Source organism: Flavobacterium salilacus subsp. salilacus, assembly GCF_004634195.1.
Taxonomy (GTDB): Bacteria; Bacteroidota; Bacteroidia; order Flavobacteriales; family Flavobacteriaceae; genus Flavobacterium; species Flavobacterium salilacus.
On record NZ_SKBP01000005.1, the window covers coordinates 26102 to 46274 of the forward strand.

Genomic DNA, 20173 nt, shown 5'->3' on the forward strand with positions numbered 1-20173 from the left:
TTATCCTACAGCTTCTTTATATACTTTAAGGGCGCGTTCGCGTGCTTCTTTATGGTCAACCATAGGGCGGTAGCTGAGTTCTTCAAACTCAGGCACCCATTTTTTGATATACTTTAAGTCCTTATCAAATTTTTTAGCCTGTTCTGTAGGATTAAAAACCCTGAAATAAGGTGCGGCATCTACGCCGCTGCCTGCCGCCCACTGCCAGTTGCCCACATTACTGGACTGCTCATAATCAAATAGTTTCTTGGCAAAATACGCTTCGCCCCATCGCCAGTCTATAAGCAGGTGTTTACACAAAAAACTGGCAACTACCATACGTACCCTGTTGTGCATATGCCCTGTTGCGTTAAGCTCGCGCATGCCGGCATCTACCATTGGGTAGCCTGTTTTGCCCATGCACCATGCCTTAAATTCCTCTTCGTTATTACGCCATTTTATAGTATCATATTTCGGGCGGAAGCTCTTGGTTATGGTTTCGGGATAATGCCACAGTATTTGCATAAAAAATTCGCGCCATATCAGCTCATTCATAAATACAGGATTATCACTTTGCAGCGCTTTTTTAATAACTTCCCTAATACTGACGGCACCAAAGCGCAGGTAGGGACTTATGTTTGATGTGCCTTCTATCGCAGGGAAATTGCGGGTATCTTCATAATTAGTAATTAGCTTATCAGAAATAGTATAAGGAACAGGCTTTATATCAGCTTCTTTAAATCCGATATCTTTCAGGCTCAAAAAAGGGTGGGAGTGCTTTGCCAAAGTTGTCGCTTTACTTTCAACATTATAGTGTGGTAAGGCAGTTTTACTAAAATGTTCTCTCCATTTTTTCATGTAAGGAGTATATACCACATAGGGGCTTCCATCATCTTTAACCACTTCATTTTTTTCAAAAGTAACCTGATCTTTAAAGGTACGGAAGGTAATATTCTGCTTTTGCAGTTGTTCCGCTATAGCTTTATCGCGCTGTATTGCATAGGGTTCATAATCGTGGTTAGTATATACTGCTTTAATATCATGTTCTTTAGCAAGTTTTGTAAATACATTTTTGGGCGTGTCATAAAACACTGCTAATGAACTGTTGTGCTTTGCAAGTTTTTCTTGTAGCTCCTGTAACAAGCTGTGTATAAAACTTATCCGTGCGTCATCTTCGGGTAGCTCGCTAAGTATATTTTTATCAAAAATAAAGATGGGCAGTACATCATCCCCTGATGTCAGAGCGTTATATAAGCCTGCATTATCTTCCAAACGCAAATCGCGCCTAAACCAAAATATCGTCATAAACTTTCTATTTCATTTCACCAAATAAATCTATGAGCTTCTTTTCTCTGTAATCAAAAATTTCTTTCAGCTTGGGTTTCACCATAACGGGGTGCATCATATCGCCTAATACTCCCATAGGTAATTTATAATGGACAATATCTTCCATTTCTACACCTCCCGGAATTTCTTTGATGAAATGTTTATGGTGCCAAAACTTATAAGGACCGTAGCGTTGCTCATCTACAAAAAATTCAAGGTCTTTCACATGCGTAATTTCGGTTACCCATTGCATCCTGAGCCCGAGCAGGGGCGATATAGTATAATGTATTATTTGCCCTGCAAACATTTTACGGTCGTCACCTGATAATGTTTTAAATCCCATCGAATCAGGAGTTATAACGGCAAGGTTTTTGGGGTCAGATATAAAGTCCCAAGCCTCTTGCAGCGTTATGGGCAGATGTTGTTTTTTATGTACAGAATAGAGTTTCATATATGGTAGTTATAAGTTGTGAAGTTATACAACAAGAACATAACAATAACTTTAAATGTAAGATTTTTTGATACATTTAACACTTGTAAAACCTTTAATTATTAATTTCGCGAAGTAAATTTATATAACAACAAACAAAGTCAGATATGAAAAAATTATTTATTACGAGTGCATTATTATTGGCGTTTACAATAGGTTCGGCGCAAGTAAAAACGCCACAGGCGAGTCCTAAAACTGTTGTTGAACAAACAGTAGGATTAACAGATGTTAAAATTGAATATTCGCGTCCAAGCGCAAAAGGCAGGTCGGTATATGGAGAGTTAGTGCCCTTTGGCCGTATGTGGAGAACGGGTGCAAATGCTAATACTACAATTTCATTTACAGATGATGTTGTTATAGGCGGTAAAACACTTGCAGCAGGAAAGTATGCATTGTTTACACAGCCAAAGGCGGATAACTGGGATATTATATTTTATACAGATACTAATAACTGGGGACTTCCTGAGGAGTGGGATTCTAAAAAAGAGGCTTTGCGTGTTACTGTTAAACCTGAGTTTTTAACAAGAAACATTGAAACGCTTACTATCGGTATGAATAATCTTGATAATAACTATGGTTTCCTTGAAATTGCCTGGGAAAAAACAATGGTTTCGGTTAAGATTGAAGTTCCTACGCAAAAAACAGCAATGAAAAGTATAGAAACTGCTATGGCAGGACCATCAGCCGGTGATATGTTTTCTGCTGCGCAATACTATTACCAATCTAACACAGAGCTTGACAAAGCTTTATCTTGGATGAACCAAGCCATAGAGAAAACGCCTGAAGGAAAAGATGTGCCTTTTTACTATTTAAGACAAAAGGCTCTTATACAAGCTAAACTTGGCGATAAAAAAGGAGCTGTAGAAACAGCAAAACAGTCGCTTGCCGCTGCTGAAAAAGCTAATAATGCCGATTATGTAAAGATGAATAAAGATTCTATACAGGAGTGGAGTAAAAAATAATGGTATTATTATATATAGTACTAAAAAAGCGGACTAAATTTTAGTCCGCTTTTTTGTTATATGAATTTTCACTTTCTATTCTGTCTCTACAATGCTACTTCCTCCGGCATTGTTTATAAATACCTGAATGATTGCCGATGTAATAATTGTGAGTACAGCCCCGATTATGTTAAGCCAAAGAAAGCTAACCACATCAATATAATAAATATAAAATATGGCAAGCTGGCTTATTACCGCGCCAAAAAATATAGCTTCTGCTTTAATGTATTTGATATAGAATGCCACGAGGAATATTCCTAATACAGTACCATAAAATATAGAGCCTATTATATTAACAAGCTGTATCAGGTTTTCAAATAAAGTACCTATACAGGCAAATAATATAGCAATAACTCCCCATAAGAGCGTGAATAGCTTAGTAGCATTTACAAAATGTTTTTCTGATTTGTCGGCAGATACATTACGCTTATACAAGTCGATAGTAGTAGTGGAAGCCAAAGCATTAAGTCCTGATGCTGACGATGACATAGCTGCAGAGAATATTACAGCGAGTAATAACCCTACCAAACCTTTAGGCAGAAAGTTGAGAATAAAGTACAGAAAAACATAATCTTTATCATTAGTTTCTGCGGTTTTGTTTACATTGTTTATAAGTGTTTTTGCTTTATCCCGAAGGTCTTTTTCCCTGCTGTTTAGCGCTATCATGCGGTTATGCAGTTCCTTATTGTCGTAGTCCTGATGTAACTGATTTACATACAGCATACTGATTTCTTTTTTCTCATCAGCTACTTTTTCAAGCTGATTCTCTAACGCTTTATAATCAGCTTTATATATTGAGTTATTAACAATTTCTACGTTGTTAGGATTAAAGTGCAGTGGTGCAGAGTGAAATTGGAAAAATATAAATACCATAACCCCTATAAGCAATATAAAAAACTGCATGGGTACTTTCAGCAAACCATTCATAATCAATCCCATCTGGCTTTCGCGTACTGATTTTCCCGAAAGGTAACGCTGTACCTGAGACTGGTCGGTACCGAAATAGGAAAGCATAAGGAAAAAACCACCCGCTATCCCGCTCCATATTGTGTAACGCTTTTCAGGATCGAACGAGAAATCGACAATATCCATTTTGTCATTAGCTCCGGCTATGTGCAAAATATTATTAAAGCTAAGTTCATCGGGCAAATAACTCAGAATAATAAAAAAAGTAATAAACAGCCCGCTTATTATCACAAACATCTGTTGTTTCTGGGTTACATTTACCGCCCTTGTTCCGCCGGATACGGTATAAATAATTACCATAATTCCTATTAGGAAATTCATCAGGTTAAGATTCCAACCTAATAATGACGACATAATAATTGCCGGTGCATATATGGTAAGCCCTGTACCCAACCCACGCTGTATAAGGAAAAGGAGTGAGGCCAGTGTGCGGGTTTTTATATCAAAACGTTGCTCTAAAAATTCGTAGGCAGTAAACACTTTTAACCTGTGATAAATAGGAATGAAGGTGATGCAGATGACCACCATAGCCAATGGCAACCCGAAATAGAACTGCACGAATCCCATACCATCATGATATGCCTGTCCGGGTGTAGATAAAAATGTAATGGCACTGGCTTGAGTAGCCATAACCGAAAGCCCTACCGTCCACCAGGGAGTATTGTTACCACCCAATATGTATTCTTCTACGTTTTTACTTCCAAGTGTTTTTAACGAACCATAGGCAACAATAAACAGCAGCGTAACACAAAGAATTATCCAGTCAATTAAATGCATATCAGGAATATATTTGCATTAAAAAATAAAACACTATTATATAGATTATATTGAGCAGTAGTACCAGTGAGTAGCTCTTTTTCCAGGATGCGGGGCTGTTTTTCATACCTTTTTGTTATGGAGGGTTTGTTATATAATAAGACTGCTTTACGGTTATTTTGTTACTTTATTTGCCTATAGCAATTATGTTTGCCAGCAGCCTGTATGCTCCCGAAACACCTTCGGGTAATTCTCTGAAAAAACTTAGTCCGGTATAAATATAGTAACCTTTACCATATTGGGCTACCAGCAAAGCTCCTTTTTTTGGACTTTCGCCTGTATCATGTGCGGACAGCACGGGGACAAATTCTTTCGCCCACTCATCAGGGTAGTATAAACCTTGTTCCTGTACCCAGCCTTTAAAGTCATTATCCGTTATTTTATTAGGATGATTTAAAACCGGATGGGTTGCGTCAAGAAAAGTAACTTTTGCGTCTTCCTCTGTTACCCTGTCACGCGATAGACGAAGTGGGTAAGGGGCTATATCTTTTATAGTTAAATGACCTGTGGTGTTGTACTGTACTATCATATTGCCGCCGTTTGCTACAAAGTCAAATAATATATTTTGTTTCAATTCCAGTTCTTCCAGCACATTATAAGCACGTATGCCCATAATAACGGCATCAAAGTCTTTTAAAGTTTCGGCAGAAATAGCCTGTGGCGTTAGCAATGCTAACTCATATCCCATTTGTTTAAGGCTTTCGGGCACATTGTCGCCCGCTCCCATGATATAGGCTATTTTTTCACCTTTAATTTTCAAGTCAGCTTTCGTGAATTTAGCAGTAGAAGGCAGGAGGACCTGTTGTGTGGCAATATGCGGATAGTCTATTATAATCTGCTCTCGGTCATACGCTGTATTGTCAATAACAGCGATGCTCTTGGCGGTAGCTTCGGTAGGGTAGGAAGGCGGTGTAACTTCAAAATTAACAAACACCTCGCTGCTTTTTGTTTTTATATCAAAAGGAATTGCAGCAGGCGATACTTTCCAGTCTTTAGGTAGTTCTAACTTTGCTATTCCTTTGCAGTTATCTTTACCTGCTTTTATTTTAACTGTTACCGTTTGTTGCTTATTATCTTTAAACAACTGTACTTTATTCAGTATTTGTGTCGTAACCGCAGGCACAATATCCAGTGGTTGGCACACTTCGCCTTTAACAGGATCATTAAACTTATGTACTATATTCTTTTCAAAAGTAATAGGCACACCGTTAATTTCTACTTCAAAAATAACTTTCATTTCGCGTATAATATCCGGTTTACCAATTTTTTGCAAATCATCTACCTTATACATTCCTGATGTACCTTTTTCGGTAAGCCAGTAAGGCGAGGTATAATTGGCATCTTCCGGAATCTGTACCGTTATACTATTGCTTTGATCTATATTGTTTAATAGTTGTATGTTTTGCGGGATACTCTTATTTTCTGGAAGTAGTGTAATGTTTTTTAACGTCATAGGCACACTACACCTGTTGATGGCTTCCCAGTGCAGGGTTACAGCATCACCTGGTGTTACCGATTGGCTTTCGGAGTAAGCCTCAAGATACAATCCGCTACTGCAAGCTATAATTTCTTTTATTTCCTGTAATTTTATTGTTTTCCAGTGGTTGTCTTTAAGTTGACTTATTTGATTATAGACTTCTATAAGCGCGGGTACTGATTTTGAAGGCTTTTTAAAATCATAGTTTTTTATAATAGCCGTTATAGCTTCGCCTATGGGTTTGCCACCTTGTACACGATTCCAGGAAGTATCAATCCCTTCAAAAAGGTTTTGTTTGTCTTCCATATCACTGCCTTTTATCAGTTCCATATACTCCATATCCTCACCACGCGCTCCTGTAGAGCCAAAACCCTGCGATTTGTGCTTGCTACGGCTAATTGCTGCTATTTCCTGATTGGATTTCCCCAATAACGGATAATATACTCCTGTAGAAAGGTTTACATATTTTGATTTATCAGCTTTTTCAAAATTTTCTCTTCCTCCAAAAAACCACCACGATGTATTGAAAAGTATGCGTTTAGGCTGCCAGGTGTTTACATATTTCAGTTGATTGGGTTCATACTTTGGGTCGTTAGCCAATGTGTAAGCATCCTGCGTTAATATTGCTGATGAGGTGTGATGCCCGTGTGTGGTGCCGGGCGAGCGGTGGTCGAAACGGTTAATAATAATATCCGGTTGAAACTTACGGATTATCCATACCATATCGTGCAGCACCTTCTCTTTATCCCATATTTCCAGTGTTTCGTTCGGCACTTTTGAGTAGCCAAAATCATTGGCTCGGCTAAAAAATTGCTCTCCGCCATCAACTTTTCGGGCTTCTATAAGTTCCTGTGTTCTTATTACGCCCAGCAGTTCCCTAAGCTCAAGCCCTATAAGGTTTTGCCCGCCATCGCCTCGTGTAAGAGACAGGTAGCCTGTTCTTGCCTTTACATTATTTGACAAAAACGATATAAGCCTTGTGTTTTCGTCATCAGGGTGTGCGGCGATATATAGTGCGGAGCCGAGAAAGTTCAGCTTTTCTATTTTAGCATAAATTTCTGCCGAAGTAGGTTTTTCAGGTAACTCAGGTTGCGCTATGCCTACAGAGTAGATTGAAAGTAGTAGGAGGAGGAATATATTTTTTTGCATGGCTTATATTTAAATCTATCTATGTTTTAATCGTGAAATTCTTTTTCTTGTTCTTTTTCAACTGTTACTATTGATATTCCTTTTTGTAAAAGCATATTGTTAGGATAGGTAAGTAATTCGCCATCTCTGGTGCGCAACAGGGTATGGAAAGCCTTTATATCTTCAATCTGTGCTTCTATAGGAAAATCTTTATCGTGTATTTTTATAAAATCGCCAATTTTAAACGGAAAGGAAAAAAACAGTATTACTCCTGCTGTTATATTACTAAGTATAGACCACTGGGCAAAAAGCCCTATACCAATAATGGCAAATACCGACGACAGGACTACAAAAAAGTCTTTAGAGTTTACACCCCAAATGGTAAACACAGCAAGTAACAAAAAAATGAATAAAAAAATATCAATGCTTTTGCCTACCAAATGTGCGCGGTATTCACTCAAGTGTGACTGGGAGGCATATTTATTAGTAACCTTACGGATTATTATTCGCAATGCAATAAAAATCAATAAGGCTATAGCCGTAAATATTCCTTGCTGTAAATATTCGCTATTTAACATTAACTGTTTTTTTTAAATAAAATTAATCAGGTGTCGATATACTTTATCCACAGGCATACCTACAACATTAGCGTAAGAGCCTTCTATTTTGGCAATGGCCACAAGTCCTATCCATTCCTGTATGCCATAAGCTCCTGCTTTATCAAAAGGACTGTAATTGTCAATATAATACTTTATTTCTTCGTCTGTTAAAGAATGAAATGTAACGTGGGTAGTATCATTAAACGTTTCGGTATGTTTATTATCCATAACGCATACCGATGTGATTACCTGATGTGTTTTGCCCGATAATGATTGCAGCATCGTTACAGCATCGTCATAATCTTTTGGTTTGCCCAGTGCTTTATCTTCATGCCACACAATAGTGTCGCTGGTAATAACGATTTCATCGTCTGCAAGCGAATCTTTTAAAGAGTCAGCTTTTAAAACAGCTAAATAATCTGTAATTTCAGTTCCTTTCAAGCTTTCGGGATAAACTTCTTCAACGTCTTTCAGGCGGATTTCAAAATCAATATCCAAATCCTTCATAAACTGCTGCCTGCGGGGTGAACCCGAAGCCAGTATAATAGTATATCCTTTTAGTTTCTCTTTAAGCATTGTTCTGAATGTTATAGGTTATAACCGCAATAGACAGAATGGTAAAAAATAATACCATTTTTAGAATAAATACCAGATGATTAAAATCTTTTGTTGTTTTTGCAGTCCATAGCTTTACTAAAAAGTAAATCATAGGAGTTATCACAAAAAGCAAGCCGTAGCCTAATGCTAAAGTAAGATTTAGTAAATATTTATTAACATAGTAAAACAAGAACGCAAGCGGTATAAATGCAGCAAAAAATACAACCTTAACGGCACGGTCTTTACCTATAACAATAGGTAATGTAGTATTGCCCGAATTATAATCCCTGTCAGTATCACGCAGGTTGTAAACCAATGTAAGTATAAAGGTAATGATGAATATAAACAATGTATAATCGAGCATTACTTCAAATATAGTAGCAAGATAGGTTTTGTTGCCGGGCATTATAAGCGGATACAGATTATACACCCCGATAACAATAATACTCATAGCTACTGCCGTAGCTACTATAAAGTTACTTACAATCAGCATTTGTTTCAGGCTGGTAGCATACAGGTAAATTATAGCGGCTGCAATAATTAATATTGTTACCACAAGAGGTTTTCCTATATAGTCGCTAAGGTAGTAACCTATGCCAATGCCTGCCAGCGTTAATATTGCGTAGATGTTATATGTTTTTCCCTCACTCGTCTGTTCGTCGCGAGCATGATAATTATAAACTAAAAAACCTCCTGCAGCTACCAGAAGCGTAGCCAGCACCATAAGCGCATATTGCCAATGGTTGAGTGCCAGTGGCAGTCCCGGTTGCAGATCTAAAAAACCGTAACGAAATACCAGTAGCCCAAAGGCAAGTAATAATAAATTATTGAAGCTGATGCGTTTTAAAAATTCCATATGTATAAAGAATGTATTTTTTTAAGTATTAAATTAATCATATTTGGCATTAAAATGTTCCATCCATTTTCCCTGTACTTTCATTACCTGTTCTATAACATCGCGCACGCAGCCCGTACCGCCGTTTTTATGCGAAACATACTTGCTTATGGCTTTAATTTCGGGAGCGGAATCCTGCGGGCAGGTAGGCAACCCTACACGTTGCATAACCCAGTAATCCGGCAAATCGTCGCCCATATATAATACCTGCTCCGATTTAATATTGTAAATATCCGTAAATTCCTCAAAAGTGGCTACTTTATCAGCTACCCCAAGATAAATATCGGTAATGCCTAAGTTTCTTAATCGCACACGAACTCCCTCATTAGAACCGCCCGAAATAATGCATACGGTATAGCCGTTTTCTACCGCGGCTTTCATGGCATAGCCATCGCGTATATTCATATTACGCAGCATTTCGCCCGTAGGGGTTATGTGTATGCTGCCATCGGTAAGCACACCATCCACATCAAAAATAAATGTGGTAATGTCGTTCATTATTTCTTTATAGGATTTACTCATTGTTGTTTTGTATCGATTGTGATAATAGGGTGTATATTGTTTTTATTTTTTCGTCTTTCAAAAATGCCAAATGCTTCTCCATAGTAGTAACATCATTACGTTTTGCAGGTCCTGTTTGTGCCTGCTTGGGTGACAATATCTGTACTTTGTCGGCTGTTTCTTTTATAAGAGGTTTCAGTATATCAAAAGGTACATTGTTCTCTTCACAAATATCATGACCGATATTGTACATGTGATTGGTAAAATTACTCACAAAAACAGCAGCAACGTGCAGCGATTGACGTTGTACGGAGTTTATATTATACACACTGTCAGAAACAGATTTTGCTAATGTTTGCAGTGTGTGGTAATCAGTTTCGTTTTCACTCTCCAGGCAAAGCGGTACTTGTTTAAAATCGACTGCTTTATTTTTAGAAAATGTTTGTAACGGGTAAAACACACCACGCCTGTTTTTCGCATCAATTTGTTGTAAAGCCACACTTCCCGATGTATGTACTACCAGTCTGTCAGAAAAGGGCAGGAGTGAGGATACCTCAGCAATGGCATCATCGGTTACTGATATGATATAGATATCGGCTGCTGCAAGAGTTGCAAAATTGTCAGTTATTTTTTCGTCGGGGAGTAAATGGGTTAATGCTGCCGCATTGCGGGCATAGGCTTGCACAAGGTTTATACTGCCTGATTTACCAAGAACGGTAATCAGGTGTTGTGCTACATTGCCGGAGCCGATAACCACTACTTTTAACATGGATGCTAATTTATAAAATAAACCCGGCTTATAAAATAATGCCGGGTTGTAATACTTTGGTTTTTATTTCTCTCTTATCCAGGAGTTATCAGTCATATCAATATCCGGCAGAAAACGTTGTGGGTCTATATCTATCGATTGTACTTTTTTAGGAGAATCTATAATATAATCCCAGTAGTTTTGGCGTTGCCATACTTCTACAGGCAAAGTTTTTGTTTCTGACGAATTATCTTCATATACTATTTTGAAGGTTACGGGCATGGGGATATCACCTTTGTTGACAAAGTTAACTGTGGTATAACCTGAGTTATCAGTTACTTTATTTATACCAATATTTATGTTGCCCGTACCTGTAAACCAGCCTCTCCAAAACCAGTTCAGGTTTTCGCCTGCTACATTTTCCATACAGTTAAAAAAGTCCGATGGTTGCGGGTGTTTGTATGCCCATGCTTTTATGTAGGCTCTAAAAGCATTATCAAAACGATCATGTCCCAGTATATATTCGCGGAGTAGTATCATTCCTGTTGCAGGTTTGTAATATGCTGTAAAAGCAAGGTTCATACTCTTAGCAACATCAGGATAAGTATCTATGCTCTCTCTGTTGCGCCATTTAAACCACATAACACGGTTAAGGCTTTTTGCTACATCCGATGTATATTCGCCATTATTAAAAGCAACGGTGCTGTAGTAATTAATAAATGTATTAAAACCTTCGTCCATCCAGGCATAACGGCGTTCGTTAGAGCCTACTATCATTGGAAACCAGTTGTGCCCAAACTCATGATCGGTAACATCCCAAAGGTCAGCACCCACGCTGCGCGAACCACAAAAAGAAACTCCGGGATATTCCATACCGCCAACATTTGACGCTACATTAACCGCAGCAGGGTAAGGATATTCAAACCACATGTTGGAGTAATGTTCTATAGAGGCTTTAGTATATTCAGTAGAGCGACCCCAAGCCTCGTTTCCGTCAGCTTCTATAGGGTAAACCGATTGTGCCATTGCTTTTTTACCGTTGGGCAGGTTAATGCGTGCTGCATCCCAAATAAAGGCTTTTGATGATGCAAATGCCACATCACGGGTATTATTCATTTTAAAATGCCATGTTACTTTTCCGCTTTGCGCCGGTCGGGTAAGTTTAGTGTTGCCTACTTCTTCGGGTGCTATCAGGTAAACCGTTTTATCGCTTTGGGCTACTTTATCCCAGCGTTTTTGTAATTCTTTAGAGAGTACTTCTTTAGCATTCACCAATTCGCCTGAACCTACTACAATATGGTCATAAGGCACCGTTATTTTGTAGTCAAAATTACCATATTCAAGGTAAAATTCGCCCGCGCCCAAATACGGTTCAGTATTCCAGCCTACCACATCATCAAAAACAGCTACACGCGGATACCATTGTGCCATAGAATATATAGTACCTTTTTTAGTATCAAGCTGACCCATCCTGTCCATACCTTCGGCAGGTATTTTAAATTCAAAATTCATAGAAACTGTAGCTTTCTTTTTCGATTTTAATGGCTCATTAAAGAAAACCTGCATACGGGTATCGGATATTAAATGTTTTGATGAAGCATCGCCACTTGTTTTAGCCGAAAGGTTAGTAATGGTTATACCACCGTTGGTATCGCCATCGTAGCGGTTGCCTCCCATAGGGGTGGTAAGCGTTCCGCGCGAATCTTCGGTAAAGCGGTTTTGCTCTACATACATCCAAATGAAGTTAAGGTCTTCGGGGCTGTTGTTGTAGTACGTCATAGTCAGCTTACCTTTCAAGGTATTGTTTTTATCGTCAAGCTCCGCTTCAATAGCATAATCGGCATTATTTTGCCAATATTGCGGTCCGGGTACTCCTGATGCCGAACGATATACATTGCCCCGCCTGTAGCCTATATCGTCAAATTTAGATTGATTATTGGGTACAACCTCCTGGGCAAAGCTTATATAGCCTAAAAGGCTAAAAAGGAATACTACTTTTAATTTTTGTAATCTCATTGGTCATTATTATTTGTCCGAAAGGCATTCGGTAATCGTTTTTACCCTGTATGCCTCTCCTGTATTAAAAATGGTTTCTACTGTATTGGTAACGGATGTTTCGCTACTGTTTATTGCATAGGATATGGAAATACTTTTTATCATTTTTTCACCTAGTTTTTCCAGTTCCTTTTTGTTTCCCATTACATCGCTTAAAAAACAGGAAAAGTTGCCACTGCAATTATCTTCGCCCATGTTTTGTAATTCTATTTTCCTGCCGTCGGTAAAGGTTATATTAGCTTTTGTTTCTTTGTTTACACACCATATATCTTTATCCAGTATGGTAATATTCATGACTATGGATTGTGATGTTTTCAGCAACATAATTTCCAGTCCGGTTTTACCTTCTTCGCCTGTAACCTTAATGGTGTTATTGGCATATATAACGCTCTTACCGTTGGTATATGTCTTAGTGTGGGTAAAAAAGTTACAAAGACTGTCAGCATAAATCCAGGTTCCGTTTTTGTTGAGTATAACCTCTCTGCCGTCTTTGGTTTTGGCTTCTATCTGGCAATTTGCCGTTGCTGTGGTGAATAAGGATATAAGTAAATAAATGAAAAATCTCATTTCCTGAAAATTAAAATTCAAATATATGTTACAATATCGGATATTCATAAAAAAGAAAAATTATCAACTGTTTTTTCGGTACAATTTCCTTTACAGTTGTACAAACATACTTTAACAACTGTAATAGTCAATTTTTAAGTCGCTTGATAGTCCATAAAAATGAAGTTTTGAGTACTTTTGCAGGAATTTATAACTATCGATCCTAATTACTCATGGATAAAATAATATCTTTCTTTTCTTCTACACGTTTAATGGCTACCCTTTTTATTGTTTTTGCAGTGGCAATGGGTATAGGTACGTTTATAGAAGATGCTTATAATACTGATACAGCCCGAATATTTATTTATAATGCCTGGTGGTTCGAGGCTATTATGCTGCTATTTGTCATTAACTTTATCGGTAATATGAAGCGTTACCAACTCCATAAAAGAGAAAAGTGGGCTACGTTGTTACTGCACCTTTCGTTTATACTTATTATTACAGGAGCATTTATAACCCGCTATATTAGTTTTGAAGGTATGATGCCCATTAGGGAAGGAGCTACCGAGAATGTTTTTTACTCTGACAGAACCTACCTTACTGTATTTGTAGATGGGGAGTATGAGGGCGAAATGCGCCGTAAGACTTTTGAAAAGCGATTATTACTTTCTCCTGTTGCTGATAACGATTTTACTGTAGCTGATGAGTTTAGCGGTACCCCGTTTGAAATAGAATATAAAGACTTTAAACTGGGAGCAAAAGAAGTAGTTAAAGAAGATGCCACAGGGAAATTTTACTTAAAATTGGTAGAGGCAGGCGATGGCGGCAGGCACGAACATTACCTTAAAGAAGGAGAGGTACAAAACATACACAACTTGCTATATGCGCTTAATAAACCTACAGAAGGCGCTATAAATATTACTACCGATGGCGAACAATATACCATAAGTGCTCCTTTTGAAGGTGACTTTATGCGAATGGCAGACCAATTTACAGGACAGGTTGTAAAAGATTCCGTACAACCGTTAATGATGCGTTCGTTGTATAATTTGGGAGGTTCACGCTTTGTATTTCCGGAACCGGCTATAAAAGGTAAAATAGTATATGAGTCTAACAACGATTATAAAACTAAGGAAGACGGGGCTTTAACTGTTACAGTAAAAGCAGAAGGTCAGGAAAAAGAAGTTACCCTATTGGGGAATAAAGGAAAAATGGGCGTGCCACAATCCTTTAAAATGGGGAATTTGGAATATACCCTTATGTATGGCAGCAAAATACACGAACTGCCTTTTGCTATAAAACTGAATGATTTTATTGCTAAAAAATATCCGGGTACAGAGTCGAGTTATGCTTCTTTCGAGAGTAAAACTACCGTTATAGACAATGCAGATAATAAGACTTTTGATGCTCATATTTATATGAACCATGTATTGGACTATAAAGGCTATCGTTTTTTTCAATCCTCTTTTGATCCTGATGAGTTAGGTACTGTACTTTCTGTAAATCACGATTTTTGGGGTACATGGATTACCTATATCGGTTATTTCCTTTTATACTTTGGTTTAATGGCAATATTATTTGATAAAAACACCCGCTTTAATGACCTGAAAAAGAAATTAGACAAGGTTAAAGAGAAAAAAAATGCACTTACAGCTAAAAAAGCTACGCTTACAGCGATATTATTTTTCTTGGGGTTTACAGGTTATTCACAAGATCATATTCACACGCAACCATCAATAAAACAACTGGATTCGCTTATACAAAAGTATAAAGTGAGTGAGAAACATGCTGCTAAATTTGGTCGTGTTATTATTCAGGATGCAGGCGGTAGAATGAAGCCTGTTAATACCTTTTCGTCAGAATTGTTGCGTAAAGTAAGTAAAAGTGATACGTATAAAGATATGAATGCCGACCAGGTATTCCTTTCTATGGCTATGTTTGACCAAGCATGGTACAATGTGCCTATTATTTACCTGAAGCGTGGTAACGACAGTCTTCGTGCTGTTGCAGGTGTAGATAAAGCTGCTAAATATGCCGCATTAGCTGATTTTTTTGATGCTCAGGGCAATTACAAACTATCAGCAATTCTGGATAAGGCATACCGTGAGCCGGTTCCTAACCAGTTCCAAAAAGATTTTATGGATATCGACAGAAAAGTAAACCTTTTATATTCAGCAATAACGGGACAAATATTAAAAATTTTCCCTGTGCCAAATGATAAAAATAATAAATGGGTTTCATATCTTGAAATAAACGAGCCTACCGGAACAGCACTCGATACGATCAAAAATGTTCTGCCTGTTTATTTACAATCGCTTACAAAAGCAACAGCGGATAATGACTATAAATTTTCTGACAGTTTGTTGGAAGGACTTAAGAATTATCAGCATAAATACGGGGCAGATGTATTAAAAGATAGGATATACTTGATAAAAATATTTTCATGGGAATATGAAATTAGATTTAAATTTGATAATATAGTTGAAGCAGAGATATTATATAACAAATACGATATCTTCAAAAAGCTGTTTTCGTGGTATATGTATGCAGGGCTGTTGATGTTCTTTTTTGTGATAGTAAAAATATTTAATACCAAAAAATGGGTAAATACAGGCGTAAAAACCTTCCATATTATAATCGGAATTTTATTTGTGCTCCATACATTAGGGCTTGCTGCACGCTGGTATATTTCAGGTCATGCGCCCTGGAGTAATGCTTATGAATCAGTTATTTATGTAGGTTGGGCAACTATGTTTTTCGGTCTTGCCTTTGGTCGAAAATCAGAGCTTACCGTAGCTGCTACGGCATTTGTTGCTGCGATGGTACTCATGGTAGCACACTGGAACTGGACTGATCCTGAGATTGGGAACCTTGTTCCGGTATTGAATTCGTATTGGTTAATGATACACGTTGCCGTAATTGTAGGCAGTTACGGTCCGTTTACCTTAGGTATGATACTCGGTTTAGTAGCTTTAATACTGATGTTGTTTACCAACGAAAAGAACAAGCAAATAATGGACTTAAATATAAAAGAGCTTACCTATATCAACGAAATGGCACTAACGGTAGGGCTTGTAATGCTTACCATAGGTAACTTTCTTGGCGGGCAATGGGCTAACGAGAGTTGGGGTCGTTACTGGGGTTGGGATCCGAAAGAAACCTGGGCATTAGTGAGCATCATGGTATATGCTTTTGTAATACACATGCGTTTTGTACCCAAATTGCGCGGTACATGGGTATATAACTTTTTTAGTGTGTTGGCATTTGCTTCTATATTGATGACTTATTTTGGAGTAAACTTTTACCTTACGGGGTTGCACTCGTATGCCAGTGGAGAGGTAAGAACACCCATGTACTTTTTCTGGATGGCACTGGTTGTGTTTATACTGGGGCTATTCTCGTTTATACAATACAGGAAACATTTGAAAAAATAATACTATAGCCTTGCATTTTGTGAGGCTTATTTTTTCTTTTTCGATTCTCTCGATTCGTTATAATGATTTTTTAATGTATTAATAAAGGTAAGTATAACGCCTATACCCATCACAATATATAAAACGGTAAAAAGCTTACCGGCATCAGTTTGAGGAGCAAAATCGCCAAAGCCTATGGTGGTAAGTGTAACCACCGAAAAGTAAAGCGAATCAATAAAGCCCCAACCCTCTATAAAATGGTAGGCTATGGTACCTATAAACAATACAATAGCAGTAGTGTAGAGCAAGTCACGATACTCTTTATTTCTCAAGAAAGTAAGTATAGTTTTAAAAAATAACATAGTAAAAACGTGATATTGATAAAGGTTAAATATAAGCTAAATATAAAGGCTTTCGGAAATAATATGTAAATTTATCACAAAATAACAAGATGAAAAAAATACTGTTTCTTATATCAGGTTTGGCACTTTTAGCAAGCTGCCAGGACAAGCAAAAAAATGAAGAGGCTAACAATACTGTTACCGAAACCGAAACTACCCAACCTATGGCAAAACCAACTGTATATCAATTTAAAGTAAAAGACCTTTCCGGTAAAGATTTTGACTTTGCTGCCCTGAAAGGTAAAAAAATAATGATTGTAAATACTGCTTCAAAATGCGGGCTTACGCCACAGTACGAAGGCTTAGAAGCGATATACAAACAATATAAAGATAATGGTTTTGTAATTGTAGGTTTCCCTGCCAACAACTTTGCAGAGCAGGAGCCGGGTACTAATGAGGAAATAGCTGCTTTTTGCGAGAAAAATTATGGTGTAACTTTCCCAATGATGGACAAAATATCGGTAAAAGGAGATGATATGGCACCGATATACCAGTTTTTGACACAAAAAGATAAAAACGGTTTGCAGGATAGCGAGGTAGAGTGGAATTTTCAGAAATACCTGATAAATGAGAACGGTGAATTGACAAAAGTGATAAGCCCTAAAACATTACCTACTGACCCTGAAATTGTAAGCTGGATTAATGAATAAATAGTTAACCCTTCCGGGTTTTTGGGACACTTAGTATGATTTACCCTAAAATACCTTTGGCGCAAAGCATTATCGAAATTTGCTTAGCTAAAGGAGTCACTACCATAGTAATATCGCCGGGTTCGCGCAATGCGCCCCTCACTATTGGCTTTGCCAACAATCCCGCTTTTACGTGCTACAGTATAGCTGACGAGCGTTGTGCCGCCTTTTTTGCCTTGGGTATGGCGCAGCAGCTCAAAAAGCCTGTTGCAGTAGTCTGTACATCAGGTTCGGCATTACTTAACTATTATCCTGCTGTAGCGGAGGCTTTTTACAGCCAGATACCACTTATTGTAATTTCTGCTGACCGACCGCATGATAAAATAGATATTGGCGATGGGCAAACCATCCGTCAGGAAAATGTATATGCCAACCATATACTGTATAGTGCCAATCTTACCGAAGAAACTTCGTCTGAGAATGACAAAAAAATAAGCGAGGCTATTATAGCCTCTATTCGCCATAAAGGCCCCGTACATATTAATGCACCTTTTGAAGAACCATTATATGAAACAGTTGGACAGTTAACGGTACAGCCTGTTATAACTGATGCAATAACTCCGAAAAGACAATTTAAAGAAGATTTGGCAACCTCTGTTTTTTTATGGAACAGAGCCAAAAAGAAATTACTACTGGTAGGCGTAAATGACCCTGATACCATTGACGAAGCAATTATACAACAACTTGCTGCCGACCCCTCAGTAGTGGTAATGACCGAAACAACATCAAACCTGCACCACGATAGTTTCTTGAATACTATTGATACGATTATTACCCCGTTTACGGAAGCAGATTTTGAGGCATACCGCCCCGAAATACTGATTACTTTTGGCGGAATGGTAGTGTCGAAAAGGGTAAAAGCATGGCTGCGTAAATATAAACCGCAAGAACATTGGCATATCGACAAGCTACGGGCGTATGATACTTTTGGGGCATTGACAAAACATTTGAGGGCGAATCCTAACGAATTGCTGGATAGGTTATTATCACAAACAGTTACGGTAGAAAGCAATTATAATGCAATAGCACAGGACTTAAAAGCTTTTAGGAAACAGAAGCATGATGATTACCTGGCAAAAATTCCTTTCTCTGACTTTAAGGCATTTGAAATAACACTATCCGCTTTACCCGATAATTCGCAGTTGCAGGTAAGTAACAGTTCAGCAATACGCTATGCACAGCTTTTTGATATCAACCCAAGTATAGAGGTGTTTTGCAATCGCGGTACAAGCGGTATCGATGGCAGTACCTCAACAGCCATAGGTGCAGCCGTAGCAAGTGGTAAACAAACCATAATGCTTACCGGCGATATCAGCTTTTTATACGATAGTAATGCATTGTGGAATAATTACATCCCTCAAAACTTTAAAATTATATTGATTAATAATGGTGGCGGCGGTATTTTCAGGATATTACCCGGACATGACGAAACGCCGGTATTCAATACCTATTTTGAGACCAGCCATAACCTTACCGCACAGCATCTGGCTAAAATGTATGGGTTTGAGTATCATACCGCAACGGATGAAGCTACATTAAAAAACGCATTGCCACATATAATGCAAACTAACAATAAGCCGCAACTACTGGAAGTGTTTACCCCAATGCTGGAAAACGACAGGATATTATTGCAGTATTTTAAGGAGTTGGTATAATTTTAATTATGCAAAGCATTCTTCGTACCTTTACCACCACAAACGATACCCATGATTGAAATAGGAAAATACAACACACTAAAAATAGCGCGCGATACCCAAGTAGGACTTTACCTTACGGATGGTAACGAAGACATACTGTTACCTAATAAATACGTACCCAAAGAATTTGAAATAGGCGATGAGCTTATTGTTTTTGTCTATCTCGATCAGGAAGAACGCCCTGTTGCCACCACATTAGAACCGTATATTTACCTGAATGAGTTTGCACTGTTGCGTGTAAGCTTCGTCAATAATTTTGGTGCATTCCTTAATATTGGCTTGGAAAAAGATTTGTTTGTACCCTTCCGCGAGCAGGCACGCCCTATGGAAGAAGGCAAGCGATATCTTGTGTATATGTATCTTGATGAGAAAACCAACAGATTAGTAGGTACAAGCAAAATAAACAGATTTCTCAATAATGAGGAATTGACGGTAGAAGAAGGCGAAGAGGTTGATCTTATTATTTCGCACATTACCGATATGGGTATTAATGTGATTATTAACGAGCAGCATAAGGGCTTGATGTACAAAGACGAAGTATATGAAGACCTGCGTACGGGCGACCGAATGAAAGGTTATATAAAACTTATTCGTCCTGATAATAAAATAGATGTGAGCCTGCAAAAACAAGGCTATGAAGGAGTAGAACCCAATGCAGAGAAAATATTGGACGAGTTACGCGCCAGTCGTGGCTTTCTGCGTCTGAATGATGCCAGCCATCCCGAAGATATCAAGACGGTATTGAAAATGAGTAAGAAAACGTTTAAAAAAGCTATTGGAAGCCTGTATAAACAAAAACTCATTGAAATTAAAGAGGATGGGATTTATTTAGTAAAGTAAAATCAAATT

Annotated in this window: 17 protein-coding genes; 5 read left to right on the forward strand and 12 right to left on the reverse strand. The window is 37.9% G+C overall.

Going from position 1 to position 20173, the window contains the following annotated elements; translation table 11 throughout:
• The gene (locus E0W68_RS07420) at positions 1-1284 is read right to left on the reverse strand and encodes a cryptochrome/photolyase family protein (RefSeq protein WP_135218794.1); all 1284 of its coding nucleotides are present in this window, start codon (positions 1282-1284) and stop codon (positions 1-3) included.
• A 7-nt stretch (positions 1285-1291) separates the two neighbouring features.
• The gene (locus E0W68_RS07425) at positions 1292-1756 is read right to left on the reverse strand and encodes an SRPBCC family protein (protein WP_135218795.1); all 465 of its coding nucleotides are present in this window, start codon (positions 1754-1756) and stop codon (positions 1292-1294) included.
• Positions 1757-1902: 146 nt separating this feature from the next.
• On the opposite strand from E0W68_RS07425, the gene E0W68_RS07430 reads away from it, so the two are divergent.
• Entirely contained in the window at positions 1903-2757 is an 855-nt protein-coding gene (locus E0W68_RS07430; RefSeq protein ID WP_135218796.1) for a DUF2911 domain-containing protein, read from the forward strand.
• A 75-nt stretch (positions 2758-2832) separates the two neighbouring features.
• Here the strand turns inward: E0W68_RS07430 and E0W68_RS07435 are convergent, their stop codons facing one another.
• The 9 genes from E0W68_RS07435 to E0W68_RS07475 form a co-directional block, all read right to left on the reverse strand.
• A complete protein-coding gene (locus tag E0W68_RS07435) occupies positions 2833-4539 on the reverse strand; it encodes a sodium:solute symporter (RefSeq protein WP_135218797.1) in 1707 nt (568 codons plus the stop codon).
• A 166-nt stretch (positions 4540-4705) separates the two neighbouring features.
• Positions 4706-7204, reverse strand: a complete 2499-nt coding sequence (locus tag E0W68_RS07440) for a PIG-L family deacetylase (RefSeq protein WP_135218798.1) — start codon at positions 7202-7204, stop codon at positions 4706-4708.
• Positions 7205-7230: 26 nt separating this feature from the next.
• Complete coding sequence (locus E0W68_RS07445) at positions 7231-7761, reverse strand: mechanosensitive ion channel domain-containing protein (RefSeq protein ID WP_135218799.1); 531 nt, start codon at positions 7759-7761, stop codon at positions 7231-7233.
• Between the two features lie 12 nt (positions 7762-7773).
• The gene (locus tag E0W68_RS07450; RefSeq protein ID WP_135218800.1) at positions 7774-8358 is read right to left on the reverse strand and encodes a Maf-like protein; all 585 of its coding nucleotides are present in this window, start codon (positions 8356-8358) and stop codon (positions 7774-7776) included.
• The gene (locus E0W68_RS07455) at positions 8351-9235 is read right to left on the reverse strand and encodes a UbiA family prenyltransferase (RefSeq protein WP_135218801.1); all 885 of its coding nucleotides are present in this window, start codon (positions 9233-9235) and stop codon (positions 8351-8353) included. Before E0W68_RS07455 ends, E0W68_RS07450 begins: the two co-directional genes overlap by 8 nt.
• A gap of 33 nt (positions 9236-9268) precedes the next feature.
• Positions 9269-9796, reverse strand: a complete 528-nt coding sequence (locus E0W68_RS07460) for a KdsC family phosphatase (protein ID WP_135218802.1) — start codon at positions 9794-9796, stop codon at positions 9269-9271.
• Positions 9789-10544, reverse strand: a complete 756-nt coding sequence (locus tag E0W68_RS07465) for a Rossmann-like and DUF2520 domain-containing protein (protein ID WP_135218803.1) — start codon at positions 10542-10544, stop codon at positions 9789-9791. Before E0W68_RS07465 ends, E0W68_RS07460 begins: the two co-directional genes overlap by 8 nt.
• A gap of 63 nt (positions 10545-10607) precedes the next feature.
• Entirely contained in the window at positions 10608-12539 is a 1932-nt protein-coding gene (locus tag E0W68_RS07470) for a M1 family metallopeptidase (RefSeq protein WP_135218804.1), read from the reverse strand.
• Positions 12540-12548: 9 nt separating this feature from the next.
• A complete protein-coding gene (locus E0W68_RS07475) occupies positions 12549-13145 on the reverse strand; it encodes a hypothetical protein (protein WP_135218805.1) in 597 nt (198 codons plus the stop codon).
• A gap of 212 nt (positions 13146-13357) precedes the next feature.
• Between E0W68_RS07475 and ccsA the strand changes: the two genes are divergently transcribed.
• Positions 13358-16558, forward strand: a complete 3201-nt coding sequence (gene ccsA / locus E0W68_RS07480; RefSeq protein ID WP_135218806.1) for a cytochrome c biogenesis protein CcsA — start codon at positions 13358-13360, stop codon at positions 16556-16558.
• Between the two features lie 26 nt (positions 16559-16584).
• Here ccsA and E0W68_RS07485 read toward each other — a convergent pair whose 3' ends face one another.
• Positions 16585-16899, reverse strand: a complete 315-nt coding sequence (locus E0W68_RS07485) for a potassium channel family protein (RefSeq protein WP_135218807.1) — start codon at positions 16897-16899, stop codon at positions 16585-16587.
• An 89-nt stretch (positions 16900-16988) separates the two neighbouring features.
• Here E0W68_RS07485 and E0W68_RS07490 point away from each other — a divergent pair, with 89 nt between their 5' ends.
• The 3 genes from E0W68_RS07490 to E0W68_RS07500 are packed head-to-tail and all read left to right on the forward strand — an operon-like array spanning position 16989 to position 20164.
• The gene (locus E0W68_RS07490) at positions 16989-17588 is read left to right on the forward strand and encodes a lipoprotein (protein WP_135218808.1); all 600 of its coding nucleotides are present in this window, start codon (positions 16989-16991) and stop codon (positions 17586-17588) included.
• Between the two features lie 35 nt (positions 17589-17623).
• Positions 17624-19282, forward strand: a complete 1659-nt coding sequence (gene menD / locus E0W68_RS07495) for a 2-succinyl-5-enolpyruvyl-6-hydroxy-3-cyclohexene-1-carboxylic-acid synthase (protein WP_135218809.1) — start codon at positions 17624-17626, stop codon at positions 19280-19282.
• A 51-nt stretch (positions 19283-19333) separates the two neighbouring features.
• Positions 19334-20164, forward strand: coding sequence for a CvfB family protein (locus tag E0W68_RS07500; RefSeq protein WP_135218810.1), 831 nt, complete (start codon positions 19334-19336; stop codon positions 20162-20164).
• The last annotated feature ends 9 nt before the right edge of the window (positions 20165-20173 follow it).

Coding starts and splice junctions, on each gene's coding strand:
- E0W68_RS07420 (WP_135218794.1), bottom strand. CDS start 1,284: ATGACGATATTTTGGTTTAGGCGCGATTTGCGTTTGGAAGATAATGCA.
- E0W68_RS07425 (WP_135218795.1), bottom strand. CDS start 1,756: ATGAAACTCTATTCTGTACATAAAAAACAACATCTGCCCATAACGCTG.
- E0W68_RS07430 (WP_135218796.1), top strand. CDS start 1,903: ATGAAAAAATTATTTATTACGAGTGCATTATTATTGGCGTTTACAATA.
- E0W68_RS07435 (WP_135218797.1), bottom strand. CDS start 4,539: ATGCATTTAATTGACTGGATAATTCTTTGTGTTACGCTGCTGTTTATT.
- E0W68_RS07440 (WP_135218798.1), bottom strand. CDS start 7,204: ATGCAAAAAAATATATTCCTCCTCCTACTACTTTCAATCTACTCTGTA.
- E0W68_RS07445 (WP_135218799.1), bottom strand. CDS start 7,761: ATGTTAAATAGCGAATATTTACAGCAAGGAATATTTACGGCTATAGCC.
- E0W68_RS07450 (WP_135218800.1), bottom strand. CDS start 8,358: ATGCTTAAAGAGAAACTAAAAGGATATACTATTATACTGGCTTCGGGT.
- E0W68_RS07455 (WP_135218801.1), bottom strand. CDS start 9,235: ATGGAATTTTTAAAACGCATCAGCTTCAATAATTTATTATTACTTGCC.
- E0W68_RS07460 (WP_135218802.1), bottom strand. CDS start 9,796: ATGAGTAAATCCTATAAAGAAATAATGAACGACATTACCACATTTATT.
- E0W68_RS07465 (WP_135218803.1), bottom strand. CDS start 10,544: ATGTTAAAAGTAGTGGTTATCGGCTCCGGCAATGTAGCACAACACCTG.
- E0W68_RS07470 (WP_135218804.1), bottom strand. CDS start 12,539: ATGAGATTACAAAAATTAAAAGTAGTATTCCTTTTTAGCCTTTTAGGC.
- E0W68_RS07475 (WP_135218805.1), bottom strand. CDS start 13,145: ATGAGATTTTTCATTTATTTACTTATATCCTTATTCACCACAGCAACG.
- ccsA (WP_135218806.1), top strand. CDS start 13,358: ATGGATAAAATAATATCTTTCTTTTCTTCTACACGTTTAATGGCTACC.
- E0W68_RS07485 (WP_135218807.1), bottom strand. CDS start 16,899: ATGTTATTTTTTAAAACTATACTTACTTTCTTGAGAAATAAAGAGTAT.
- E0W68_RS07490 (WP_135218808.1), top strand. CDS start 16,989: ATGAAAAAAATACTGTTTCTTATATCAGGTTTGGCACTTTTAGCAAGC.
- menD (WP_135218809.1), top strand. CDS start 17,624: ATGATTTACCCTAAAATACCTTTGGCGCAAAGCATTATCGAAATTTGC.
- E0W68_RS07500 (WP_135218810.1), top strand. CDS start 19,334: ATGATTGAAATAGGAAAATACAACACACTAAAAATAGCGCGCGATACC.